The organism is Pseudoalteromonas sp. OOF1S-7 (assembly GCF_022347765.1).
Classification (GTDB): Bacteria; Pseudomonadota; Gammaproteobacteria; order Enterobacterales; family Alteromonadaceae; genus Pseudoalteromonas.
In genome coordinates this window covers 304,436-329,917 of record NZ_JAKRFZ010000003.1, presented here as the reverse complement: position 1 = coordinate 329,917, position 25,482 = coordinate 304,436, and the positions used below count along the sequence as shown (strand labels likewise).

General features: G+C 43.5%; 20 protein-coding genes. 8 read left to right on the top strand and 12 right to left on the bottom strand.

Annotated elements, in window-relative coordinates:
• Window positions 1–5 precede the first annotated feature (5 nt).
• The 11 genes from MHN33_RS06335 to MHN33_RS06285 form a co-directional block, all read right to left on the bottom strand.
• The gene (locus MHN33_RS06335; RefSeq protein ID WP_239397170.1) at window positions 6–836 is read right to left on the bottom strand and encodes an outer membrane lipoprotein-sorting protein; all 831 of its coding nucleotides are present in this window, start codon (window positions 834–836) and stop codon (window positions 6–8) included.
• Window positions 826–3,396, bottom strand: coding sequence for an efflux RND transporter permease subunit (locus tag MHN33_RS06330; RefSeq protein WP_239397169.1), 2,571 nt, complete (start codon window positions 3,394–3,396; stop codon window positions 826–828). Before MHN33_RS06330 ends, MHN33_RS06335 begins: the two co-directional genes overlap by 11 nt.
• A 21-nt stretch (window positions 3,397–3,417) precedes the next feature.
• Window positions 3,418–3,933 carry a pyridoxamine 5'-phosphate oxidase family protein gene (locus tag MHN33_RS06325; protein ID WP_239397168.1) on the bottom strand — a complete coding sequence of 172 codons (516 nt, stop codon included), beginning with the start codon at window positions 3,931–3,933 and terminating at the stop codon, window positions 3,418–3,420.
• Between the two features lie 15 nt (window positions 3,934–3,948).
• Entirely contained in the window at window positions 3,949–4,971 is a 1,023-nt protein-coding gene (locus MHN33_RS06320) for a methyltransferase (protein WP_239397167.1), read from the bottom strand.
• A 17-nt stretch (window positions 4,972–4,988) separates the two neighbouring features.
• The gene (locus MHN33_RS06315; RefSeq protein WP_239397166.1) at window positions 4,989–6,428 is read right to left on the bottom strand and encodes an aldehyde dehydrogenase family protein; all 1,440 of its coding nucleotides are present in this window, start codon (window positions 6,426–6,428) and stop codon (window positions 4,989–4,991) included.
• Between the two features lie 16 nt (window positions 6,429–6,444).
• On the bottom strand, window positions 6,445–7,128 hold the full coding sequence (locus MHN33_RS06310) for a glutathione S-transferase family protein (protein ID WP_239397165.1): 684 nt from the start codon (window positions 7,126–7,128) through the stop codon (window positions 6,445–6,447).
• Entirely contained in the window at window positions 7,125–8,723 is a 1,599-nt protein-coding gene (locus tag MHN33_RS06305; RefSeq protein ID WP_239397164.1) for a class I adenylate-forming enzyme family protein, read from the bottom strand. The genes MHN33_RS06310 and MHN33_RS06305 overlap by 4 nt, the downstream gene beginning before the upstream one ends.
• 24 nt (window positions 8,724–8,747) lie before the next feature.
• Window positions 8,748–10,289, bottom strand: coding sequence for an AMP-binding protein (locus MHN33_RS06300; protein ID WP_239397163.1), 1,542 nt, complete (start codon window positions 10,287–10,289; stop codon window positions 8,748–8,750).
• Window positions 10,290–11,831: 1,542 nt separating this feature from the next.
• Window positions 11,832–12,923, bottom strand: a complete 1,092-nt coding sequence (locus tag MHN33_RS06295) for a hypothetical protein (RefSeq protein ID WP_239397162.1) — start codon at window positions 12,921–12,923, stop codon at window positions 11,832–11,834.
• A gap of 915 nt (window positions 12,924–13,838) precedes the next feature.
• Complete coding sequence (locus MHN33_RS06290) at window positions 13,839–14,213, bottom strand: PH domain-containing protein (RefSeq protein WP_239397161.1); 375 nt, start codon at window positions 14,211–14,213, stop codon at window positions 13,839–13,841.
• An 81-nt stretch (window positions 14,214–14,294) separates the two neighbouring features.
• Window positions 14,295–14,477 (bottom strand): ribosome alternative rescue factor ArfA, encoded by a 183-nt coding sequence (locus MHN33_RS06285; protein ID WP_239397160.1) that lies wholly within the window; start codon window positions 14,475–14,477, stop codon window positions 14,295–14,297.
• 197 nt (window positions 14,478–14,674) lie between these two features.
• On the opposite strand from MHN33_RS06285, the gene MHN33_RS06280 reads away from it, so the two are divergent.
• The 8 genes from MHN33_RS06280 to MHN33_RS06245 all read left to right on the top strand — a co-directional run bounded on the left by MHN33_RS06280 (window position 14,675) and on the right by MHN33_RS06245 (window position 24,249).
• Window positions 14,675–15,649, top strand: a complete 975-nt coding sequence (locus tag MHN33_RS06280) for an alpha/beta hydrolase (protein WP_239397159.1) — start codon at window positions 14,675–14,677, stop codon at window positions 15,647–15,649.
• A 94-nt stretch (window positions 15,650–15,743) separates the two neighbouring features.
• Window positions 15,744–16,781, top strand: coding sequence for a nitronate monooxygenase (locus MHN33_RS06275; protein ID WP_239397158.1), 1,038 nt, complete (start codon window positions 15,744–15,746; stop codon window positions 16,779–16,781).
• Window positions 16,782–16,897: 116 nt separating this feature from the next.
• Entirely contained in the window at window positions 16,898–17,707 is an 810-nt protein-coding gene (locus MHN33_RS06270) for an ABC transporter permease (protein WP_239397157.1), read from the top strand.
• A 233-nt stretch (window positions 17,708–17,940) separates the two neighbouring features.
• Window positions 17,941–18,540 (top strand): class I SAM-dependent methyltransferase, encoded by a 600-nt coding sequence (locus MHN33_RS06265; RefSeq protein WP_239397156.1) that lies wholly within the window; start codon window positions 17,941–17,943, stop codon window positions 18,538–18,540.
• Between the two features lie 252 nt (window positions 18,541–18,792).
• On the top strand, window positions 18,793–19,434 hold the full coding sequence (locus MHN33_RS06260; RefSeq protein WP_239397155.1) for a protocatechuate 3,4-dioxygenase: 642 nt from the start codon (window positions 18,793–18,795) through the stop codon (window positions 19,432–19,434).
• 203 nt (window positions 19,435–19,637) lie between these two features.
• Window positions 19,638–19,937: a DUF3088 family protein gene (locus MHN33_RS06255; protein ID WP_239397154.1), complete on the top strand. Its 300-nt coding sequence runs from the start codon at window positions 19,638–19,640 to the stop codon at window positions 19,935–19,937.
• 103 nt (window positions 19,938–20,040) lie between these two features.
• On the top strand, window positions 20,041–20,532 hold the full coding sequence (locus MHN33_RS06250; RefSeq protein ID WP_239397153.1) for a DUF523 domain-containing protein: 492 nt from the start codon (window positions 20,041–20,043) through the stop codon (window positions 20,530–20,532).
• Window positions 20,533–20,736: 204 nt separating this feature from the next.
• Window positions 20,737–24,249 carry a hypothetical protein gene (locus tag MHN33_RS06245; RefSeq protein ID WP_239397152.1) on the top strand — a complete coding sequence of 1,171 codons (3,513 nt, stop codon included), beginning with the start codon at window positions 20,737–20,739 and terminating at the stop codon, window positions 24,247–24,249.
• Window positions 24,250–24,423: 174 nt separating this feature from the next.
• On the opposite strand, the gene MHN33_RS06240 is transcribed toward MHN33_RS06245, so the two are convergent.
• Window positions 24,424–25,317 carry a hypothetical protein gene (locus MHN33_RS06240; protein ID WP_239397151.1) on the bottom strand — a complete coding sequence of 298 codons (894 nt, stop codon included), beginning with the start codon at window positions 25,315–25,317 and terminating at the stop codon, window positions 24,424–24,426.
• Window positions 25,318–25,482 lie beyond the last annotated feature (165 nt).

Below are 25,482 nucleotides of genomic sequence, written 5' to 3'. Positions count from 1 at the left end.
CTAAGCTAGAACCACTTAACAGATGGGCTTCTAAGTGACTTTTCTGAGAAAACAGCACTTGGAACACCAACGTCGTAATCAATATCCTGGAACTTAATCAATGTATATCCACCATTTCTTAAGTCAGATACTTTCTGATTTGTAACCGTTACATATCCTTCAATGTTCTCAAACTTGACGTTTTCAATAGTTCTATACACCTGGTTGGTATTATCAAAATATTCAAACTTTGTTGGCATGAACGTTTTCTTGTCTACCCAAACATGGTAATGCGTAAATTCAACTTGCTTGGGTTCTTTGGGAGTGCTCTTGATTTTGTAAAATGATTTACCATCCTCCAAAATAACATGTACATCTTCTTTGGGTGATCGCCCAGTCAGATCTTCATAAAACAAGTGAGTTCCCATAAAACTGGTACGTTTATCACCAGCTGATATCCTTTTCACTAAATCTAAAGCTGGTAGGTATAGCCACCGGTCATCATCTTGATCAATATGCTTCTCCACCCTAAAAGTGGTATTTTTGATATCTCTGGGGCGAGAGAACTTAACAAAAAACTGCTGCTCTCCACCAAACTCTCCAGGCTCTGAGGCGTTTCTTCGAACCATAGAAAACTGACGACGTTGTTTTTTACCTCGCTCGTCAACGATCAGCATTTTTACCGACCCTCGACCGTCCTGTCCCGGGTAAAAAGCAACCAGATTGCTTTTATTTACAATAGACTGAGCATCGAGTGGGGTGTTTGCATATCCAGCTGTACCAACCGATAGCAGGCACAAGCCCGCTACCAGTTGAATACCAGTAGATACCTTTTTAACTAGGTCATTAACCGGCATTTACTATCGCTCCGTCACTATCACTCTCAGCTTCTTTTGACTTAAAGAAGAGCCTAATCACTACAGGAACAAATACCAGCGTCACCAGACAAGATAACAACATGATTGAGGATAAGAATAGCCCCACCGTCTGATAAGGAGTCAGTACAGATGTAAACAATGGTGCGAAACCTAAACAAATTACCAATGCATTACGGATAATGGCCCTGCTTGGCTCTTCAAACATGTTTTGTAAAGCTAGCACCCAAGAACCTGTACGCTCTTTATATTCTCTGACCCTGTCAATGAAGTGGATAGCGAAGTCAACCGTTAACCCGAGGATAAGTGAAGATAAAATGGCTACAGGTGCATCATAGTTTCGACCGGTTAATCCTACTAATCCATAAATTAAAACAATCGTGATTGTCAGTGGTAACATCGCCAGAATACCGAACTTCAATGAACGGAAAAGGAAGACCATCATCAGGAAGACCACAACATATGCAGTTTTAAGGCTGTCCAGCATTCCGTCAACCATCGCGTTTTGCCACACCACATTCAGGTAAGCCAGACCACCCCAGTCAACCACAACTCCCTGAGGTAAAGGATGCTTAATCAAGTACTCATCAACATAAGCAAGTACTTGTTCCATGTCTTTATTCTCACCGCTTTTCAGCTGCAGCCACAACATAGTAGACTGATAATCCTGTGTCACCATGTGCCATAAGTCATAAGGTCTGTGCGAACTTTGAAAACTTACCAGCGTTTGCGCTACACCCTGCGCCGTTGCTGGAAGTTTAAAGTCTTGTTGTGCGCCAGAGTTTAGTTCACGGTTAACCGTTTTCACCAAGTCAGGCAGAGAATTGATCTTTCCGATCAAACCACTTTCCATCAGGCCAGCCTGAAGATTCTCTACATATTTTAATAGTTCCGGATCCTTAAAGTAGCTTGTCTCAATGACATACGTCTCCGTCAGATCCAGGATACGCTCCCAGCCTTGTGCAGTACCATTGGCAGTGTCCAGTTGGTTTTCGATCAATGGCAGTAAGTTAGCCGCATATAGCTGGCCATCTTCATTTTTAGCCTGATCTAAAACTTGCTGCCACTGGCTACCGATTTGAGCGGATTGAGCAATGTTAGAAGCGGAAGTCAGATACGCTTGTTCAACATCTTTGCTTACTGGCTTACGCAGTACCATGAACGCATTATAGGTGCCTGAAAAGTGCTCATTTAACACTCTATCAGCTATACGTATTTTGTGCTCAGGACCAAACTGGTGAACAGGGTTATCATTAACCTGAATCTTTTGAATACCCACCACACTGATACCAACTAACGCCAAAATGGTTACAAGCAAAAACTTCGGCATGCCAGCACTTAGATTACCGATATTCCGAGATACTCCACCGATGATGCCAACTTTATTACCTTGCTCGCGGCGTTTCTGCACCATTTTTTGTAGGCTCTCTTCCTTCATATTCACAATGAATGCAGGAATGAAAGTCACGGAAAAAATAAAGGCCAGCATAATACCGAAGGCAACGAAGATTCCGAATACCTGAATTGGAGGAATAGGTGTAAACACCAGTGATGCGAAACCAACAGCTGAAGTCAGCGAAGTAAATAGCATAGGACGGAAGAGTTCTTTAACCACTTTGCCGATAACTTCTTTCACTTTTTTCTGAGGATCATAACGGTCAGAAAACTCGGAAATAATATGAACAGAATCAACAATCGTTATTGGAATTAGGAAGATCGGGATCAGTGAACTCATAATCGCAACCGTGTTACCCGTTGCAACTAATAAACTCATCGTTGCAATTACAACACCATGAGCCATTAATACCGGGCCAGATACAAGCGTTATGTTTCTGAAGAAGATGAACATGGCCAGTACCAGTAAAACAGAAGTAACGGGTACTGCTACCGCCATTTCTTCAAACATTTCAACGCCAAACGTGTCTTGGGCAACAGGTATACCAGTGAAGTAGAACTCTTCGTTACCACCGCTTAGCTCTTCGATAATTGCCTGAATTTCTTGAGATATACGATAACTTTCTTTCTTCGCAACAATAGGAACGAATATCCCTGCCGCTTTATCATCGCCAGATACTATGGTGTTTCTTGCCAAAGGCAGGCGGTCGACATAGCGTTTTAATGCAGCAACATCATCATTTGTGACGGGTGCTGTTTTCATCAACCACTTAAAGACCAGTTCTTTATTGGCTCCCTGTGTGACATTATCTGAAGTAGATAGAGACATCACATCTTTTCTAACAACACCCTCGATCTTTTCAATGTTGCGTGTCAAATGCTCTATTTTCTTCAGCGTCTCTGGGTTATAAATACCATTTTGGTGTGTTTTATTGACAACACCTACGACAATTACGTCATGAATATCAAACTCTTTTTTGACTGTGTTATGCATAACACGCGCATAATTGTCTTCAGGTAACATGTTTTCAGGGTCGGTATCAATGACCAGATTTGTACCTGTTGCAGCAATACCAAAAATAATTAGTCCCATAAGCAAAAAAATTCGCTTTGGGTAATTAATGGCAAAATCGATTAGTTTATTCATTCGTTCTCATTCCCAGTATGATTATGTGCGATCTTCACCAGATTCCCAGCGATACTTAGTACCTGAGGCTCTGTATTCATTTGCTGCGGTCTCTCCGACACCATGACATAGCTGGCACATCGCTGTAATTGGTTTTGCCTGATAAAACACAGCACTAGGTTGTGGGAAGTCATACTTTTCATCGAATGCTTCTGCGACCTTGGTTCGTAGTTCTTCATCCGTGATTTTTTCCGCAACAGACTCAAAAATCACGGCATCTTCGCCACTTTCAAGATGGACAACGACATTCGGATTTTCATCCAGATTAGTTCTTGTCCGGGTATAGGGGTTCATGCGCATATAAAAGGTTTCATCTTTCCATACGCCCCAAACAGGGACCGCTAGTGGACGTCCATCTTTGCGACTTGTGCATACCCAGTAAATAACCGATTCGTTTAGCTGTTCGCTGGCTCGAGACCAAGGAAGCAATACCCCTTCATCTTCAGGTTTCATATCAAATGGTACGCCAATACGGCTCAATTTTGGTTGACTACTCATTGTCGTTTCCTATTCCTATATTGATTTATAAATAATTAGTAGATCTCTAGGCGCATCCAATTGAACCAGCTCTGAATGTTTAAAACCTGCCTGTTGGAGCAAATCTTGGTATTCTTCTAATGTGCGTTCTTTTGCACCAGGTTCAAAGGCAATCAGCATTTGTAAGGACATCATCACACCCCACCAATCTCCGGAGTGATCATTGTTAAGCACTTTTTCACTGATAACTAATATGCCGTTTTCAGGTAAATTGTTATAACAGTGTTTCAATAGTTCAACACACTTTTCATCATCCCAGTTATGTAAGATATAACTGAGGAATATCACATCGACGCCCTGTGGATATTCACCATTGAACATATCGCCTACAGTAAATTCAAATCGTCCCTGTAATTCATTCCGCTCAATTAGCTCCTCTGACAACATGCGTACTGGTTCCAAATCCAATACCACTCCTGACAAGTTCTCATAGTGCTTAACAACTTCCGCGGAGAAAGAGCCAGTCCCCCCAGCTAAATCGAGAATTTTGTTATATTTGCTAAAGTCAATGCGTTCAGCTGCTAGCCGGCCAATTGGAACGTTATATGAGTCAAGCAACTTAAAAAAGTCTCTAAGTTTTTCTTCATCACCATATATAGACTTATAAAGGTCTGACGCGCTTTTTCCCCATGTCTGCTCGTGACGAGGACTAAACTCTCTCAGTGCATCAGGTAAGTTTTCCCACATACGATAAAAATAATAGTCATGTTGGGCAAATGACATGGGAACTTCAGATTGTGAATGTAAATATTGACCGAATTTTGAATTTGAATATACCCCGTCAGCCTGTTCTACTAACTCAAGTGACTCTAACGCACTCAGCAGATATTGAGCAGCTTGTGGGTGAATATTCACTTTCTCACTGAGTTCAGTTGGCCTCAAACCAGGCTTTGCAAGGTGCTCAAATACTTTTAAGTTACTTGCAGCAGCAAATGTACCTGCCGTATAGAAACTAAATGCAATGCGATTTATCTTATTAAGTGCTTGTACGGATTCCATTGTTATTTTCTCTCGTATTAATATAAGTTTACAATCGGATTTTCTTTATAGTGAGAAAGACGCTTAATATTTAATAAATGACGCCAAGTAATCGCATCAGTTGAAATACAACTTCCCCAAGTGCCGCTCCCCAGCATAAACGAAATGGGTAAGTGACTCGTGACACCCATCATTCCGAATGTTGCAGGGCAGTTGACCAATATTCTTCCTGCCGACAACCTTTCAGCGCACTCTAACTCGGTCTCTTTATTCATCGTGTGGATCGCAGCGGTATGGCCTTCACCATCCATAGACAACAATTTCTCGGCGACACTGATTAACTGTGATTGATGAACATTTAATATCGACATAACTGGCGCAAGCTTTTCCCAGCAGTAATATTCCACTTCCTTCGCCCGGCATGGAATAACCAATGTTCTGATCAGATAATCACGTTCAATGCCCGCAATCACAGCGAGATATTGCGCAGGCTTTCCAACCATAGAGGTTTTCAACCCGCCTTGCTCCTCAAACCACATTTGCGTTGCTCTTTCTTTTTCAGATTCAGAAAGTACCGCTGCCCCGCTCTGTTCAAGTTCCTTTATTAATGCCGTATACACTCGGCTATCAACAATCAAGTTACTTTCTGAACCACATATAATGCCATTATCATACGCTTTACTTTTTACAATACAGCGACTGGCATGGCCTAAGTCTGCATCGTCGAAAATCAAGGCTGGGACATTTCCCGGTCCTACGGTATAGGCTGGATTACCAGAACTTAAAACCGCTTTGACCAAAGAAGAGCCTCCCGTTGCAAGAATTAAATCAATACCAGGGTGAGACATCACCTGTTGCACAAGCTCTCGACTTGAAGTTAAAGGTAATGCCTGAACCAGGTCTTTCGGGAAGTTCAGGTTGGACAAAATCGAGTTAACGAGCTTAATAAGCCGTAAACCGATAGAAACCGTTTTCTTGGGATAGCTGATAATGATTGAGTTTCTTGTCCTGATAGCATTAAGTATCTTGTACAGCGAATTGGGGATCGGATTCGTCAAAGGTACTATCGCAAATATGACACCCACAGGACTGGCATACTCAGTGACTCCATCTTGCTCAGAGATCGCGCCAAAAGTTTTAATACCCAACAAATCTTTACTTGCTAAATCAGTGACTATTGAGAGTTTATGAGTCTTATCTACAATATTACCGATTTTTGACTGCTGATACTCTTCATTGACAAATTCTTCGGATAACTCAGCAACCCCTTGTGCTATTTTTATAACGGCTTCTTCTAGTTCCTGATCGCTCTTCGCTAATATTTCTAACTTTGCACACTCAGCATTACTAACTAATGACTCTACCAGTTTAGAAGAAGAATTAAGTAGCTCGCCATACTCCTTATAATCCGAAAGGTTTTCGGGTTCGACACTGGAAATGTCTTGTTTTTCTATTATGTTAACTTGCATATTTTCCATCACGCCCTGTCATATTTTACGCCCTACAATTTGAGATAAACCCGCGTAAGTTTTGAGAAAAGCTTACATCAGATATAGAGTTAAAAACTTCACTCATTAACAAATTGTTTGACCAGTGTTCAAGTTCCGGATACTGAGCTAGCATCTCAACATTAAAAATTTCTTCTAACTCTTTTATCAAATTGAACAGTGGCGCATATACAATGTCTATCATCATCCATGGTTCATAATTTGATAAATCGGTAAAAACATTTTCAAGAGTTGAGAGTTGACGATGCACTTTATCTAACTGTGATTTTCGCTGACTCTCTTCAGCCGTAAAAAAAGACTTTAGACTCGAGTGAATATCATCGGCAAAAAATATCAGTTCTCTGTGCTTGCAATCTTGCTCCAGCCTACCTGGAAACCAAGTGCATTGTGTCAACTCCATCAAATAATACAAAATCGCAAGTGATTCAGAAATTGTAAATGCACTCTTATCCGTATCTTTTCCATTTTGACTCTCTACAAATAAAGCCGGTACTTTTCCACACTTCACTTTATCTATAAACCAATCAGGTTTCTCTTCATAGATATGCAAACTGATGTGCTTATAGGAAACACCACTTAACGCTAGTCCCAGTAATACACGTTGCCCGTAGGGACATATATTAAAGTTAACTAATGTATATTGGGTATTGGCTTCGAGAACGGCATTCATATTGATACTGATTCTCTTAGTACACGCTTTAGCTTTTTGCCGGTCGCACCTATATTCTCGTAGCCGGGTTCCAGCTTAATCGCACTCAAAGTCGGAATATTTTCCTTGACCAGCATTTCATTCAATTCTTGTAGTAAAGTATCTCTCAAACTACAACCGGATTTGGGTTCAACCAATAAGACAGCCTTTTGGTATTGACCACCATCAGGTACACCTATAATACTACACTCAAAAATGCAGTCATATTGCCCCAGAATTAGCTCTTCAACCTGACAACTGTACATTGGACCTTCACGGGTTTCTAACTTATCAGATATTCTGTCCACATGAAAAAACTCACCCACTTTGTTTTTATAGACATAATCGCCTGTAAGCCAATAGCCATTTACCTTATTTTGCTCGGTAAGCAAGTGATTATTCCAGTATCCCACAGTCACACTTTCAGACAATACGCCCAACATACCCACTTCATTTGGCTCTAGTGCATTACCATGCTCATCCAGCACTTCAGCCTGCACCCAGTCAAATGGCTTACCAATATAACGCTTATAATTATTAGACTTTGGCGTGTGAATATTTCTAAACATGGCGAAACCAAATTCGGACGAGCCCAGGTTGTCAATAAAAATGGAACCCGCTAGTTTTTCACCCTTTATCGTACAATTTCCCAAGGCAACTAACTTACGAATATGTGGCTCATGATTCGCATCACCAGTACTTAACCAGTATGATACAGAATCAAAATTCTCTGCATTCAACTCTACCCGGCATAGGTCTACAAAAGTTTTTGGAAAAGCAACTACCATATCAGGCTTAAAGCTTGCCACGCTGGATTCAATTTCCTTTGGCTCTCTCTTGCTTTGAATATAGACGGTAGCGCCACGCATTAGGCTCGACATCAACACTGAAATCGCAGAGCTATGTGAATGCGGCAAACTACTTAATATTCTGGTACCTACCTGTTTATGCAGCTGCTCTTTGACTCCAAAATACAAGCTATTATGTGTAAAGATAACACCTTTTGGAATTCCGGTTGTACCTGAAGTGTGAGCTAAGAGGACTACATCATCATCGTTATGATTAAACTCGGTTTTAAAGTCAATTGATTCACCGATAAGCAAGAGTTCCAATCTGAGCACTTTAAAATCTGTGCCTATTTCATGTCTAATAGATTCAGCTTGCTCATTGATCGACTGCTCGGTAATTAATACCTTTGAGCCAATTCTCTTTATAAATTCAGCTGTCACTTCTGTACTTAGATTGTGATTAATGCAAACAGGGATGGCACCAATCTGATTTAATGCTAAATAATGAATAAAGTAGTTGAAGTTATCGTTCAAATATAAACACACAGGTTCTCTTTTCTTGATCCCCTGAGAGTAATATAGGTTCGACCAATAGTTGGCGTTCTCTACAATTTCATTTAAGGAAAATTCTGATTTCAATTTGCCGTTATGATCAAGTATTGCTTTGTCTTGATAAATACAAGTAGCGTCCGGATCGGTGCTGTACTCCAATAGTTTGTGTATAAAGTTACCCGCACCAATCGAGTCATCACTTTGAATTGTTTTTATTTTATTTTCTTCAAATAACATTTTCTGATATCACCGTGTTAGTCATTAATTATGTAGAGTTATTTTTTCAATTAACTTCTTGCGTTCTAATTTTCCATTGTCATTTTTTGTGAGTGACTCTAAGAAATGTATTTGTCTCGGGACTTCAAATGAGTGCAGTCCGTTTGACAAATCTCCCCTCAACTCGGACTCAAATTGAGTGCTACAAATCGCACTCTCACCCAGTACAATAAATAGAGCACACTGAACATCATAATTTTCATGGAAAGGTACAACAGCCGCTTCCGAAATACATGAATATTTACTCAACAACCAGTTTTCTATCTTTACGGGTTCAACCCATCTTCCTTTAACTTTGAATAAATCATCTTCACGACCAATAAATTCATAATTTCCCTCTTCATCAACCGAAAAAATATCTCCTGTTATATACCAACCGTCAGAAAACTTTTCCTCCTGCTTATCGGCTTTGTTCCAGTACCCCGCCGCAACAGATCCGCCTTTAACACACAGAATCCCAGTATGCTTTGGGTAACCTTCTATTGCCAATAACTTACACTCATATCCAGGTAAACATTTACCCACTTTACCAAATTTTGGACTACTGATATCGTTTCCAATAAATACATGTCCAACTTCAGTTGCACCAATGCCATCTATAATATATTTATCATATTTTGCAAACCACTCTTCGTGCAATTGTTTTAATAATGGCGAACCTGCAGAGTAAAATAACCTTGGAATATTGACAACTTCGGCAGTTCTGGGATCATCCAACATCATTTTATATATCGCCGGACCGCCAAAAAGCAATGAAGGCTTATGCTGTTTAATATTGGAAAGGATCTTATCAACAGAAGGCCATTGCTGAGTAAGTAAGGCTGTACAATTTCCATAAAGTGGAAATATCAGGCTATTTCCCATTCCATACCCAAAAAACGTTTTAGGTATGGAATAGATGATATCTTCTTCATTTATTTGTAAATAGTGACCTGCAAATTGCTCACACATATCCAGTATCCCCTCATGCGTGTGCATCACGGCTTTAGGGTCTCCGGAAGTTCCCGAGGTATACTGCCAAAAGCAATGTCCTTGTGTCGAAACAACTCCATTTATTGGATTTTGTGTTGCGTTTAATTGACAGTCCAATGAAAATATTAATTGTGAGTGTCGAAAGAAGTTATTTTCTTTGTGTAGCAACAAAGCTGAGCTATGCTGCATATTTTCAAATTTTTCACGATACTCTTCATCAGAAATAATCAATCTGGCGTCGCTGTCCGCGAGAATATAAGATATAGATTCAGCTCTAAGCCTGGGGTTAATCACAATGGGGATACCACCGGCCAGCATTACGCCATAAAAACTTAACGCCAGTGCAATTGAGTCATTCATACAAATCACGACTCGATGGTCTGCTGTGTCAGCTAAACAGCTCGTGGTTAAAAGGTTAAGATTCCCAACAAATGCTGCACCTGATATCTCATTATTATCATCAATAAACAAAGGGCTATCATTCCGTTCCCGATGCCTAACACGCTCCAATAAAACAGAAGCCAGATGAAGGGGTTGCACTTTTTCATTTTTCACAATTCGTATCCTTCTTGACTCATCAATCAATTCCTGACAGAACATAAATGGATAACCAACAAGTCACATCTCAACCTAAATCCCATTGTTCAGATCACGTGATGCATTTATTGTCTTGACGACTTATGGTCCCCTGCAACATCCCTGAGGTAGAATGACTCAGCATTTGCATTATCTAGATTTGTCTCACCGGTGAGACATACTTGTACTCTTTAATTGCTGTAGTTGTGTTTCTAAATGTTCAATTTCATTTATGTCGTGAGCACATTCCAGGAAATGTTCTACTAACAGACCAGAGCTTAACATGTTGCCATTCTCACAATCCAAATAGCCAAACTCGTATGCCATTTTCAATAACTGATACATACAATCTTTATTCATGACACACTTCCTTTGCTAATGTTTGATGAATATTTTCGAACATACCAATGGGAATCGCGTTGCGTTTATTAGCAGTAACATCAAAAAATTCCCTGAAACGATACTACCAAAGTAATATAAACATGCCAACACATTATTGCAAATACTATTTACACAAAGAACATCTAATGCAAACATTAAGTAACAATTGACTAGGTAATACCTAGTAATCATACGCTTTCCGCCTTAGTAAGAACTCACATCCTGTACTCTATTAAATTTTGATGACGGGCCGCATATTGCAAATAATTGTCTGAAAAACACTCTACCGACAAAACAAAGCAACCAATATTAGACTTTTGGCCAATAGTAATTTTCGTATATCATTGTTTCTTTCACACTTAGAAGGCAACAACGAGCCCGCTAAATTTGGCAACTATCTCTCTGCTCAGCGGAGCTTTTCCCTCGAAATGCAGCACCACACATGACATCAGTGTGGTGATTTCGAAACCTTGATTCGTCTAATATGTAAGGTAATACTGTACCTTTTTTATTTCATGAGTATTACCGTGTTAGCAGGTGAACTGAAAATTTAGCCGCAAAGCTCGATCCGCACTTCGGGCTTGTCTGAGGTCCAACACATCGCCCTAAAGAAGGCATACATGACCGTTTCAAATTCCATGAACTCTCACAACCGAAACACTTCTTGACCAAGCGTTTTGGTTGTGACTTTACAAGTTCTCTTGCAGCTCAATGCGTTGCTTGATATGAAGGCTTGGCAGGCTCTTGACATTGAAGTCTATGAGCATGTACGGAAAAATTTATTCGCTGACGAGGCAAAGGTAAATGTGTAAACCGAAAATGCTTCGCTGCGGGTGTATCGTTCGACTCTTATCCTGAACCACTTAATTCAGTAGCCAATCTGGAGAAGATCAAACCACAGCGATAACAAGGTGAAATGGTCAAGCGATGGCATATGACATACCTGGCAGGTACTGAGAGCGTGTCCTGCCATCCAAGATGCGACACCTGGTACCTTTCGCCACCGCTTGACAACAGAAACCTCATGGCATGTGTTCTCCTTGACAGGAAAACGTCACGCCGTGAGTCGTGGCGCTGTTCTTTTATGAAAACCCCTGAATGTCATACTGAAGCCGTCTGAAATCAGACCTGCTCCCTATCTTATTCGACTGTTAGTTGCAGCTGCTCAAGTTTCTTAATAACTTTCCCAAGTACATCATCAACTTCCTGAGAGCAGTGCCAATTCACCTGGGACCAGTCGACCCCCATGTCCATGGCGGTAATATCCGATTGTAGTAACTGCTTAACCACTAAGGGAGAATGAATGGGTTTTGTTCGAATGATATTTCTTTGCGTTGACTTACTACCAGTCAGTGCGCTGTAAATCAAATCATTTATTTCGTCTTTCTCGGTTTTGTTGAACACTTTCTTATCAAAACCAGACTTAGCGCGATACTCTTCTTCAATTCTCAGTACGACTTTTTTTACTGCTTTAAAGGATTTGCTTAACCCTTTTTGATAAAGCGAAACAACGCATGGGTACCTGGTTAGTACATTGTAATTATCAAACTTGCCAGCTGAAACGCCTAGCATTGCAACCTGACTTCTGACCGTAAGCGCTTTCTCACCGACTTTCAGACGCGCCTGAGATAAGGTATCCAACTCAAGTTTTGCATCGATATAAGCACTCAATTTACCATAGGCATCCAGATCTTCCCGACTGGTATTCTCCTGAAATTGCTTAACCTTTTTAAATAATGGTTCAGAGTCATAAACTTTAAACTGGCCAACACCTTCAATGCCCTGGCTGTAGACCATGGCCAGAAACCGCCGGTGCCCAGTTAAAATCCGATACACATCTTTGTGGGGATAGACAGTTGGCACCTGGATCACTTCTGAACGTTGAATATTGTCCGCCAAATCGGCAATAGACTTAAAGTTTTTATGCGCCAGGCTGTGTTCATAAGTGCCGCTTTCAATGCAGTTCACCAAGCAACCATAGCCAACTAAAACCTGTTCCCTGGGCTTATATATTTCAATCAAGTTTGCCTTACTAAGCATGCGCTTCAAGTAACTCTTAGCGTGATGATCTGAAATTAACTTAACGGGTAAATAACGAGGATTCTCAGGATCCATTTCGATCGAGTTTAAGAACAGCGTTTTATACTCGAAGTCATCCCGTTTTAAGACTTCAGAACCACCATGAGTGCTCAACTCAGAGACCAATATGCTCTCGAGCGCAAGGTTTTCCATATTTTTCCTCAAATATCAACAACATAATTGACAAAAACTGTACAATTAACAATAATCAAGTTATCCCTACCAATGTAAATTAATCTACATCCTTTATCAATACTCAATTACAATATCGCAATTAAAATTAGCCACAGATACAATAAAAAATGTAAACCAATGAAATAAAAAGAAAATTAATTTCCACCTGATATCTGCATCGCTCAACTATCCTCTTTTTAACAAAAATAAGCAATTTAAGAACAACTAAAGTATTAGTCTATTTCGGCCCAATTACAAACATTCAGCCGCAATTTTTGACTAAAATTTCACCACCAAAATGTCCACATGGATCTGATGAAGGGTGTGTGGTCTGCCACTTCAGCTGTTGTTCTATCATCATGGCCACAGCGATGACGGTATTCGCTTTAATTCAGGTGAGTCGTTCCGCCTGCTTGCTCATAACCGGCGCCCATATATAAGCTTTAATTACATACAGGTCACTCAGCCAAGTGCATGCTAAGATTTACGCTACGTCTTTACTGAGACAAGATATAGAAAGCAATAAACGAGGGCTGATACTGGTCTGGCAATGTTATACCAATTTGCTTAATTGAGTGTTCTATTTTGAGGCGAGAAAATATCGTCGCTAACCAGGAGAAAATTTTGCTATTTAGTTGTTCTAAATGCGAAATTTTTAACGCCGTTAGCGTCATATTTGCTCCTTAAAATTGAACAGATGTTAAGTGCAATTGGTATTATGTACACACCATAAGCCAAATACAGCGATTGATATTTATGCAGCCAACTTCAGTTTTTGAGAAAATGATGCTGGCTGCTTAATTTGGAGAGAGTGTCGTACTTAGCGATGAGTTTATGACAGTACAGCAGATCTTCTGCCTTAGCATAGCGGCCTGCCAATAAACTGTTGGCATGTCACAAACAATATTGTGAAATAATTTTATAAACCTGATTAATGTTATCACCGGCTTTGAACTCTTTAGTCAGCGGCTCGGGCTCAGAACCTATCCAAATTTTTAGCTCCGCATCCAGGTCGAAATGGCCCGCCGACTCTTTACTGAACTTGGTGATTTTACCGTACGGAATACTCAGCATCTCGACCTTAGAGCCAGTGACCCCCTGTTTGTCGATAAGGATCAGGCGTTTGTTAGTAAACACAAACATATCCCGGATCACTTTATACGCTTGTGCCACGTTTTCCCCGTCAATCAGGGTATCGTTGAGTAGCTTATCCAACTCGTCGCTATCAACTTCGCTGGCATTGCCTAATAACCCACTTAATAATCCCATCTGGTTGCTCCTTATTATTTAGTCAGCCACAAGCTTAGTCACATAACGCTCGTTTGTCGAAAGCCTTATCTTATTGCTCGCCTAAGCTGCCATAAGGTAAGGCTCTCGGCCCTGATGTTTGTCTTTACGGCGGTAGCTGCCTTTACCCTTTTTGCTCTTCTCTACTTTACTTTTAAACAGTGGGCTGGTTACCAATGCTTTTAAGGCATTGTCTTTAATGTCGCCACGCAGATGTTCGTGCGACTGGCTGCGCTTGCTTGCCATACTTTTTTTACTCCTGATATTAGTTTAAATAACCACCAATTGTGGCGCGCTGATTATTGATGTATTCTCTGTCCTACGCAAGTCTATTTTTTACTTTTTAAGTAAAAAATTTTCTGTTCATTTCGCTTTCAGCTAAAGATTGTAACTCTCTATGGGCTATACTTTTTTCTTAACTATAGAGTCGCACTAAAAACGTTATGCGCAGCATTAAAACGTCAACCGGCCTGACCCTGAGCTATCAGGACTGTGGTAACCGACATGCGCCAGCCATTATTCTGATAATGGGGCTGGGTGCACAAATGACGGTGTGGCCCGATGAACTGTATTTTGGCCTGGCAGACAAAGGCTTCAGAGTGATCCGCTTCGATAACCGCGACAGCGGGTTATCGAGTCACCTTGACGACTTCGGCACCCCTAATCTGTTTAAAACCTGGCTGCGCCGCAAGGTTCCCTTTGGTAAACAAGCCCCCTACTCGCTCGAAGATATGGCGAACGATGTGCTGGCACTGATGAAAGCACTGAAAATCAAAAAGGCCCATCTGGTCGGCGCTTCAATGGGGGGAATGATTGCGCAGATCCTGGCCGCCAAACACCGCAAAAAAATACTCAGCCTGACCTCGATTATGTCTAATTCCAACAACCAGTTAATCTCCGGTAAGAGCCTGGGCGTACTGGTTAAACTGGCACGTATTACACCTCGCAACAACTGCCGGCAGGCTGCGATTTCTTATAATGTCAGGCTCAACCAGCTGATTGGCAGTCCGGCCTATCCGCGCGATGAACACACCCTGCGTGAACAGGCAACTATGCATATCAACCGGGCCCACAATCCGGCGGGATTTAAACGCCAGCTGGCCGCCATCACCGCCAGTGGCGACCGACGTCATCTGCTGACCCGGATTAAAGCGCCCACCTTAGTGATCCACGGTACCCACGACCCGATTTTTCCGCTCACAGCAGGAGAGCAAACTGCTGCAGAGATCCGCAAAGCACGGCTTAAAGTGGTTGAAGGATTGGGTCATGACTTTCCGCCCATGCTGATGGGAAAAATGACGAAATGGATTGCAAAACATGTAAAGAAAGCCGAGCTCAAACGGCTAAAAAAGAAGCGAAAGAAAAAGGCGGATACTCAAAAAGAAAGACAACTATCTGTGCAAGAGAAAACGCCCTAGCCATTAAATGTGCGCTTTGGCACATTATTCGCTTTTATTCCAAACGATTTTCCCGGTATGCTTACAACACATCAGACCAGTTTAAGTCATCAACATGAACACACGTATTACCGACCTACTGGGCATAAACAAACCCATCATCTTACCCGGCATGAGCTGGATCTCAGTCCCTGAACTTGTTGCAGCAGTTTCGAACGCCGGTGGCCTGGGGATCTTAGCCACCGGGCCACTGACCCAGGAACAAACCCGTCAGGCCATTGCCAAAATTCGCACCCTCACCGATAAGCCCTTTGGCGTTGGGATCACTTTGTTGATGCCCGGCGCAAAAGAAAACGCCAAAGTCGCGCTGGCAGAGCAAGTGCCGGTGATTAACTTTTCGCTGGGTAAAGGCGACTGGATAGTGGAAGGCGTAAAACGCTATGGCGGCAAAACCATCGCCACCGTCGTGACCGAAAAGCATGCGCTGGCCGCGCAAAAAAGTGGCGCAGATGCCCTGCTGGTAACTGGCCACGAAGCCGCCGCACATGGGGGTGAAGTCACATCCCTGTGCCTGGTACCCAACATTGTTGAGCTGGTCGATATTCCGGTGATTGCAGCAGGTGGATTTTCCGATGGCAAAGGCTTGCTGGCTGCTCTGGCACTGGGGGCCGATGCCGTTGCCATGGGCTCCCGTCTGGCAACCAGCACACAAAGCCCGGTGCACCAGAATGTTAAACAGGCGGTGGTCGATAAAAAGGTCGCCGACACCATTTACTCTAAAAACTTCGATGGCCTCTACGCCCGGGTAATGAAAACCCCGATGGCAGAAACAGCCACCCGCCGCCCGATGAATCCCATAGTGGCCGTTTTTAAGTCCTTTAAAGCCTCAAAAATGGTCGATATGCCGCTGTGGAAATTACTACTGGGCTTACTGGCGCAGTTCGACAAAATCCGTATGCTGACCCTCTTTGGCGCCGCCACCGAAAAGCTGGAAGCCGCCACCATCAGGGGCGACCTGAAACACGGCGTCCAGTTTATTGGCCAGTCACAGGGGATGATCCGCGACATCGAACCCGTTGAGGTCTTGATCGACCGAATCATGGCTGAAGCGAAAGCCGAGCATGCCCGGGTAAGCAGGCTACTGGCAGAGTGATTTGCAATAACAGCGCGTACCGTGGTTTTAGCAAGCAAAGTCACTGGATGATTTTAAATGGCTGTCTGTGTAATAATCGACTGTAATAAAAACACTTATAATAGCCAGACACCCAGATGCAACAGGTAATCGACATTCAGTGGTGGCAGCTGGGCTTGTTTAGCCTGACCCTGCTGCTGCCCTTTGCCATCAACGCGCTGTATCAGCTCAATAATGGCAAAGAAGCCGTTATTGGACTGATCCGCATGGTCGTTCAGTTATTACTGGTCGGCCTGTATCTGGAATACCTGTTTACCCTCAATAATCTCTGGGTGAACCTCATCTGGTTATTGGTGATGCTGCTCATCGGCAGTAGCGCTATTCTCAGTAAAGCCCGCCTGCCCAGGCGTCCGTTATTTGTGGCCGTGTTTACCGGATTGTGTGCCGGACTCTTACCCCTGTTAAGCTTTGTCACTCTGGTGATTATCCAGCCAACGCCCTATTACCATGCTCAGTACCTGATCCCGCTGGCGGGCATGTTGCTGGGCAACAGTCTTAATGCCAACATCGTTTGCCTGCAACATTTTTTCGACGCCTTTAAAACCCGCTGGCCTGAATATGAGGCTGCACTGTCGCTGGGGGCACAGGTACGCGATGCCACTTTACCCTTTGTACAAAACGCGCTGCAAAAGGCACTTGCGCCCATTCTGGCGACCATGGCCACCACCGGCCTGGTGTCGTTACCCGGCATGATGACCGGCCAGATCCTCGGCGGCGCCAGCCCCATGGTCGCCATCAAATACCAAGTGATGATCATGATAGCCGTCTGGGTCATGATGAGTGTGTCTATTACCGTATGCTTGTTTATTGCCGTGCGTTGTGTAATTAGCCCGCAGGGTAAGCTGGATTCCGGGTGCTTGAGACAAGAAACGACCGAGCCAGGCTAAGTCACTATCGATACGCTAAAGTGTTGCCAACTTAGTTGTGAAATCTCATTATGGGTTCTTATCTCTGACAAAGACCACAACAAACACCGTCCTTCCTGACGGTATTTCAGCCCTCGTCACAGCTTGTTATAGGCGGATTTGGAGGCACCTGATTAGTTGTTTTGACTTCTTTGAAGCAATTACAACTAAACCTGTGTTCTTTAATAGGTCGTTTTATTTTCAGGAAACCAGCCATGAAACCAAAAGAAATAGGAAAAGCCTACAATCAAATAACCCACCTCTGGGAGCGTGAGGAGTTTGATATGAACAATGGCATTGCACAACATAAAAGGGCGATTAGTTTTGTTAAACATCGCGGCAACGCGCTGGATATTGGCTGCGGTTGCACAGGTCGTTTTATCGAGTTACTGATCAATGAAGGCTTTAAGCCAACTGGGTTAGATATTTCAGAAGAGATGCTCGCTCTGGCAAGGCGTAAGCATCCAGATATTTCTTTTGTCCAGGGTGATATTTGCACCTACATGTTGCCACATAAATATGATTTTATAACAGCATGGGACAGTATCTGGCATATACCTTTGTCGGCGCAGAGGCAGGTGCTGACTAAGATAGTAGACAGTCTCAACCCTGGAGGCGTGTTTATATTTTCATTTGGTGGCACAACACAAGTAGGTTGTCACACAAATAATGCTATGGGGCCAGAGGTTTACTATTCGTCGCTTGGCGTCACTGGATTCTTACAATTGCTCATAGACATAGGCTGCATTATCAGACATTTAGAGTTCGACCAATATCCAGAGGTTCACACTTATCTGGTAGCCGAAAAAGCCTGAACTGTGGATACGTTAAGGACAAAAACACATAGAAAAGTACATTTTATTGAGGCAAAACCTAAACTGACTCTCAGACTCAGTCGTTCGTACAAATAGCATAGTTAAAAAATAAAACTATATATTACAATTTGTTATTGTCAGATCTACTCCAAATATAAATCTATTTTAAGTAAAAATAGCTTTTTGATAAGACACCTCTGTTCGCAGCACTCTATGCTGATTAGTAAATAACAACGCAAACTCAGGTGTTTTATGTCGCATAACTCCAGACGTCACTTTATTAAAAACCTTGCCACGGGCACGCTGGCAGGTGCATTTGCAGGCGCTGCACAAGCGCAAACGATACTGACTCCCAGAGAAATGGAGGGACCCTACTACCCCATAACCCCACAAAAAGACCAAGATGCCGACCTGACCCGGGTGGCGGGAAAAACGGGTGTAGCTCAGGGTACGCATATTGAAATTGCCGGACAAGTATTTGATCATGAGGGAAATACCATTGAAGATGTCACGTTAGACCTGTGGCAAGCCAATACCTTTGGAAAGTACCATCATCCTCACGATACCAGCGAAGCCCCTGTCGATGAGCACTTCCAGGCATGGGCCATAATTCAAAGTGGTAAACAAGGGCGATTTCGCTTCAAAACCGTATTTCCCGGCGCCTACCCGCTCAATGCCCGTAGCCAGCGCACGCCCCACATTCACCTGAAAGCTACCAAGCTGGGTTACGACTCCTTACTGACTCAGTTGTACTTTCCGGATCATCCATTAAATCAAAAAGATGGTCTGTTTACGCGTAAAAGCGCACAAGAGCAGGCGCTGATGACGGTCAGACGAACTGAGCGAGAAAATCATTACCTGTACAACCTGATATTACAAAAAATTCCACTGTGAACCTGCTTGAGGGCAATCTATCATTCTTATGCAAAACGATGAGCCCACATAATCTGTGGGCTCACTGATTTAATTCTCCCTGCGAAACAAAGCAACCGTGAGCTACGCTAATCAATATCGGGCTTTTCGACCAGCTGTTTTATTGGTTTTATCAGCATGTTAGGATTACCCCATGATTACTTGTGTCAATGCGATTTAAGTCAATGAAAGCAAAATTATTTGTGCTGAAAATGCCGTTCGAGGATGGACCCGGGAAAATGTGGGTTTGTTCCCATTGTGCGTTAATAGAAGGTGCGCTATCGGTCAATCCGCATTGGGAAAGTGCTATCGATATTCATCGTATCGACTTTCCAAAACCGCGTAGTGAAGTTGTTGCGATCTTGGGTGAACAGAGGCAGTGGTTGCCTGTATTGGTTTTGGACAAAGACAATACGATTACTGATCCCATAGAGATAATCAACTATCTGGCAGAAGAATTTGGTGGAGCCAGCGTACACCCCTAAGCCATTTAAAAGCTCGCACCGGTCGGGCATTTTTAACTGCAATACAACACAAAAAACCTACCAAATTCATATATTGCGCTGACTGTTTTAAAAGGAATCCCCGATGGAAAAAGTACTCGTTAGTGCCTGCCTGCTTGGTAACAAAGTTCGCTACAATGCCAGTTGTTTGTCGATCCCCGAATCCGATTTACATTGGCTGCAGTCCAATATGAAGCTGGTTGTGCTTTGCCCCGAAGTATCGGCAGGGTTACCCACGCCAAGAGCCCCGGCGGAGATCATCACAGGGCAAGGCCTGGACGTGCTCAACGGCTCAGCCAGAGTCGTTGAAAGTAATGGAAGTGATGTCACAGCGCCGTTTATTAAGGGGGCAGAAAACGCATTGGCGCTGTGCCAGCAGCAGCAAATAAAATATGCGGTACTTGCTCAGGGAAGCCCTTCTTGCGGCAGTACACAAATTTACGACGGTACATTTAGTGGTGTCAAAACCAATGGCGCAGGGGTAACCGCAGCGTTACTGGCGCGTAGCGGCATTAAAGTGTTTAGCCAGCACGCGATATCTCAGCTGCGAGATTTACTGCAAATGCATGGTATGTAGGCATTAGAGCAGCCAGCCAACCAGAAATGTTACACTAAAGCGCCCTGAAACCAACAATTAGCCAATCAACACCCCAAAACCGTTACATTTACGGTATCTTATTTTCAGGGACACGCTTACAATAAGCAAAAAACACTGCCAAACCAGCGCCCTACAGATAGCTGTGAAGCGGCAACTTACCAACAAAAGTCTTTGGAGCACCCAGTGACATACAGACGAACTTTCCCTGCGGCCGCCCTACTCTCCCTTATTTTGAGTGGGTGTGGCGGTGGCAGTAACAGCGCAGATAACACAAACCAACCAACACCCACTACACCTGCTGAATCCCTTGCTCTGACTACCAATGTTAGCGGTTCTGGCAAAGTCACTCCCGCGACACAATCGGTACGCAAAGGTGATTATATCAATTTAATGCTCGAACCTGACGAAGGCTATTACACAGACTCAGCCACCGGATGTGGCGGCACACTGGATGGCAATCTCTATATCATTGAAAACATGCAGGCTGCCTGTACTGTTGACATTCAGTTTAAGCCCCGTCTTAAACTCAGCGAGCTGGATATGGACCCGGCACTTGCGCAATGTTTAGCACGCGAGAATGACCATCAGTACGCTGACGAAGTGACTAATTTATACTGTGACCAACCCATCAGTAACGCTGGCACTATCAAGCACTTTAGAAAGCTTCAGTCTTTAGACGTGTCTAGCGACAGTTTGACAAATCTGGATATCTCAGAAAATTTAGCGTTACATACATTAATAATCACAAGCCCACTGCTTGAGGCACTTGATGTATCAAACAACACAAAACTTGAATTCCTGCACGTAAACGATAGTCAACTTCAGTCATTAGATATATCCAAAAACCTTGCTCTGAGAAATCTAAGAGTAACCAGTGAGCAACTTAAAGTACTGGATATCTCTAAGAGCGAGCAACTTTCTGATCTATCAGTGCACTCTGCTCAATTGCAAGCGCTGGATGTGTCTAACAACCCGGACCTAACCTTTCTGTCAGTAACCAGTCAGGAGCTATCGAATCTCGATCTCAGTACGAATATAAACCTTGAAGGTTTGAGTCTTAGTAATACGTTAATAACAACCCTGGATCTCTCTGACCATGCCAAGCTGAACTATCTGTGGCTAGGCAGTGTGGCAGTTAGTCAACTCGACTTGTCGCACAACCCAGCGCTGCGTGAGCTCTCTCTTATCAGCGTCCCACTGACCAGCCTGGATCTCACTGATGCAACACAACTGACCTATTTATGGGTAACCAATAATCAACTTACTGAAATTGACCTCAGCAAAAATACCGCGCTGGAAAGCATCATCCTGGCCGGTAACGCGCTAAAAAGCATTAGTTTGAATAATAACCCACACTTGCAGTCACTGGACCTTCAGCGCAATGCACTAACACAGATTAATTTGAGCAATAACCCGCTTTTACGCTCACTAACCCTTAGCGACAATGCACTAACACACATTAATTTGAATAATAATCCGAACCTGCAATCACTGGACCTGCAGGGCAATGCATTAACCACTATTGATCTGTCCAATAATACAGCTCTGACCCATTTACAGCTTGCTTTTAATCAACTCTCCACCCTGGACTTGTCTGGATTGCCTGACCTCATTGAGCTCGATGTACAAGGCAACCAGCTGCGTGAGTTAGATATCTCACACAACCCCATGCTTGGCGCACTTCACCTGTCAAACAATCAGCTAACACAACTGAGCTTTCCTGTGAATGATGCACTGATCGAACTGTCTGTCTCTGGTGATGGTTTTACCCAGCTGGATTTTTCAAACCTCAAAGCACTGACAAAGCTATCGGTGTCGGGCGCCCAGCTGACAAGCATTACACTAGAGCAAAATACAGGCCTACAAGCACTCACGGTGTTCGCAGATAATTTGCAGAACCTGGATGTATCAAAAAACACCGCGCTGACTCACTTTGAAATCGAAAGCAACACCCTCACAGCACTGGACGTAAGCAACAACACGGCACTGCAAACACTGAAAATATATGACTCACAACTCGATACTCTGGATATCTCTAAACAGACTTCGCTGACAGAGCTGCAAGTCACGGCGTGGGACATACAAAACCTGGATATTGGTCATAATCCGCTACTTAAAAAGTTGTCGGTTAAAAGTGAGCAGCTTAACGCGCTCGATTTATCCAATAACACACAGCTTGAACATCTGACCGTGTATGCAGGGCAACTACCTCAGCTGGATGTCTCTGTCACTCCCAACCTAAAAGAGCTCAAGGTAAGCAGTTATTACCTAGACAACCTGGCCCTATCCAAATTGCCACAACTGGAGCTTCTGGGGTTGAGCTCAGTGCCAATCACAACGCTGGATTTGTCCACTAACCCTAAACTCATTGACGTATGGTTTCAGGAAGTACCGCTTCGCAGCTTGAACCTGTCAGGCGTACCTGAATTAGAAGAACTGTCTATCTGGTGGGCACAACTTACCAGCCTTGACCTTTCACATAATACCAAGCTGCGCAATCTGGACGTCAGCCTAACCCCACTGAGCAACATCGATTTATCTGCCAATGCGCTATTAGAATTCGCCTATTTATCTGATAATCAACTCACCCAGCTGGACATTACTAACAATCCCAGGCTGAATACGCTGAGTGCGAGCAATAACCAGCTGGCAACATTACGTATTGCAGATCTACCCGAATTGCAGGGCCTATATCTGAGAGACAATTCGCTCACAACACTATCAGTTACAAACACACCCTCGCTTTCTGAGCTTTACGCCTCCGGTAACCAGCTCACATCGCTTAACTTATCAGGTATCGAGGCGCTCGAAAGCCTCGTTATATACAACAATCAATTCAAAGAGCTGGATCTATCTGCGCTTTCAAAACTACAAAAATTGGATGTAAGTGCAAACCAACTCACAATGCTGGAGCTATCAAAGCTGTCAGAGCTGGAAGAATTAGACATAAGTTCAAATCAATTCAAATCGCTGGACTTATCTGAGTTATCAGCACTGGAAGAATTGAGCGCAAGTTCAAACCAACTCACGACACTGGACCTGAGTAACAACCCTGCACTTAGCTCAGTGCTTGTAAACTACAATCAATTGTCCTCTGTGACGCTGGGCAGTCATGATGCACTCACGGAGCTGCGGGCAGTATACAATCAGCTGAAAGAACTTAATCTTTCATCGACCCCGGCACTCATTACCCTGGAAGTAGACGGCAACCTGCTGACGCAACTGGATACCACTGCAAATCCGGCAATCGAGTCAATGAGTGCCAACTACAACCAGTTGACCCGGCTTAATCTGGCAGCCAACTCGGCCTTACAAAGCCTGTCGGTTTACAAAAACCAGCTAAGTACGTTAGATGTCTCAGGTCAAACTGCACTCACCTACGCTGATGTGAGAGAGAATAGTATCGCTCAGCTTAATATCGCCCAAAGTGCTGCATTGCATACCCTGATGGCCGAAAACAACCAGCTAACAGGGCTGGACACTTCAAGTAATAATGCATTAGTGGATTTAAACCTGGCTAGTAACCGGATCACGTCTCTCGATTTAACCAATAACAGTCAGTTGAGCTACCTCTACTTGTACGACAACGCCTTGTCACACATCGATGTCAGTACCATTGAGCAACTATTTACATTGATCATCGACCGTGGCGTAACCTGTACTGGCGACATGTGTTCAGTGGCCTATTATCGCTAACCTGCAAAACCGTTACTGGCACACCAGGTGTGCCAGTAACCCAAATGGAAATCACGTACCAAATATAAAAGGGCAGCCCACAGCTGCCCTTTTATATTATCGGTAGATGCTCAACACTGAGTCAATTCCGGTCATAAGGTCAACTAAAGGCGGGCCATATTAAAATTACCGGGCTCACTGGCTTAAACGGCGCACCTCAGCACGGCTTGGCGCCTGCTCAACAGTGAAAGTGTCGAGCTGTACATCATCACCAAATACATCGCTGAGCAGGGCTTTGTATTCATCCGGCGTTCTGTCAAAGTCTAGCGTGAACAGTGATTTCAGCTGTGCTCGCTCAACCCCGCGCTCATCGGCAAGTGCCGTCAGGGCCTGGCCAACATCAGCGAAGCCCTTCTCATCCATGCTACCAACGACTACACCGCCAACACGGAACACCGCCGTTTGAGGGCTCTGATCGAACATCAGTTTACGCCGGTATGCCTCGTCCTGCGCCAGCTGCTGAGTATATTCTGTCTCTTTTCGGCTTGCGACCTGCTCTTTGATAAAAACCTGAAAAGAACGTCCATTAAACAGCTCAAACACCTCTGCATTAGTCGGCCCTTCTCCTGATTCGAAAACCTCAACCTCACCGCTTCTTGGGTATTGCTGTTCAACCAGTGACTGCAACTTTTTAATATCCCCGCCGGCTTGTCGAAATAAATCCTCTACGCCTTTGTGGCCTGCAAAAGAACCATCATCTCTCAGGTACGCCATGACCTGACCGTCAATTTTGATCATTGCCCTCATGTCTTGCTGTTGACCTTGTCTTTGATAATGCACCGCGAGGTCTTTTGCACCCAAAGTTAGCCCATGCATATCCTGGTTCAGCCTGTTCATCTCTTCTTCACTGGCAACTCTGATGTGACCGCTCTTGAGTAAGTACGTCAGGTTTTGTTTACCTTCTAACCGTATGGATAAAGACTTGTCTGCCGATACTTCACTGCCATCTTGGCTCGGTTGCGCAGACTTGCCAGCCTGAGTGCGCTTATGGTATTGCTCCGGTATGCTGTGAGAATGAGATAGTTGCACAATTCAGCTCCTTTTGAGGTTTCATCTTGTCCGTTTTAACCACATGGATACGCCCCCTTAACCACACGCAGTAAAAACGTAAACTACCTTGGCGTAGCAAATTTCGGACCACGAAATAATCGTGCTGTTAAAAATTCATCCGCACTTAGGCATAGGCCATTGATA

What these genes read in the sequence shown, in the direction of transcription:
- MHN33_RS06335 (WP_239397170.1), bottom strand. Translation starts at nt 836, where the DNA reads ATGCCGGTTAATGACCTAGTTAAAAAGGTATCTACTGGTATTCAACTG.
- MHN33_RS06330 (WP_239397169.1), bottom strand. Translation starts at nt 3,396, where the DNA reads ATGAATAAACTAATCGATTTTGCCATTAATTACCCAAAGCGAATTTTT.
- MHN33_RS06325 (WP_239397168.1), bottom strand. Translation starts at nt 3,933, where the DNA reads ATGAGTAGTCAACCAAAATTGAGCCGTATTGGCGTACCATTTGATATG.
- MHN33_RS06320 (WP_239397167.1), bottom strand. Translation starts at nt 4,971, where the DNA reads ATGGAATCCGTACAAGCACTTAATAAGATAAATCGCATTGCATTTAGT.
- MHN33_RS06315 (WP_239397166.1), bottom strand. Translation starts at nt 6,428, where the DNA reads ATGGAAAATATGCAAGTTAACATAATAGAAAAACAAGACATTTCCAGT.
- MHN33_RS06310 (WP_239397165.1), bottom strand. Translation starts at nt 7,128, where the DNA reads ATGAATGCCGTTCTCGAAGCCAATACCCAATATACATTAGTTAACTTT.
- MHN33_RS06305 (WP_239397164.1), bottom strand. Translation starts at nt 8,723, where the DNA reads ATGTTATTTGAAGAAAATAAAATAAAAACAATTCAAAGTGATGACTCG.
- MHN33_RS06295 (WP_239397162.1), bottom strand. Translation starts at nt 12,923, where the DNA reads ATGGAAAACCTTGCGCTCGAGAGCATATTGGTCTCTGAGTTGAGCACT.
- MHN33_RS06290 (WP_239397161.1), bottom strand. Translation starts at nt 14,213, where the DNA reads ATGGGATTATTAAGTGGGTTATTAGGCAATGCCAGCGAAGTTGATAGC.
- MHN33_RS06285 (WP_239397160.1), bottom strand. Translation starts at nt 14,477, where the DNA reads ATGGCAAGCAAGCGCAGCCAGTCGCACGAACATCTGCGTGGCGACATT.
- MHN33_RS06280 (WP_239397159.1), top strand. Translation starts at nt 14,675, where the DNA reads ATGCGCAGCATTAAAACGTCAACCGGCCTGACCCTGAGCTATCAGGAC.
- MHN33_RS06275 (WP_239397158.1), top strand. Translation starts at nt 15,744, where the DNA reads ATGAACACACGTATTACCGACCTACTGGGCATAAACAAACCCATCATC.
- MHN33_RS06270 (WP_239397157.1), top strand. Translation starts at nt 16,898, where the DNA reads ATGCAACAGGTAATCGACATTCAGTGGTGGCAGCTGGGCTTGTTTAGC.
- MHN33_RS06265 (WP_239397156.1), top strand. Translation starts at nt 17,941, where the DNA reads ATGAAACCAAAAGAAATAGGAAAAGCCTACAATCAAATAACCCACCTC.
- MHN33_RS06260 (WP_239397155.1), top strand. Translation starts at nt 18,793, where the DNA reads ATGTCGCATAACTCCAGACGTCACTTTATTAAAAACCTTGCCACGGGC.
- MHN33_RS06255 (WP_239397154.1), top strand. Translation starts at nt 19,638, where the DNA reads ATGAAAGCAAAATTATTTGTGCTGAAAATGCCGTTCGAGGATGGACCC.
- MHN33_RS06250 (WP_239397153.1), top strand. Translation starts at nt 20,041, where the DNA reads ATGGAAAAAGTACTCGTTAGTGCCTGCCTGCTTGGTAACAAAGTTCGC.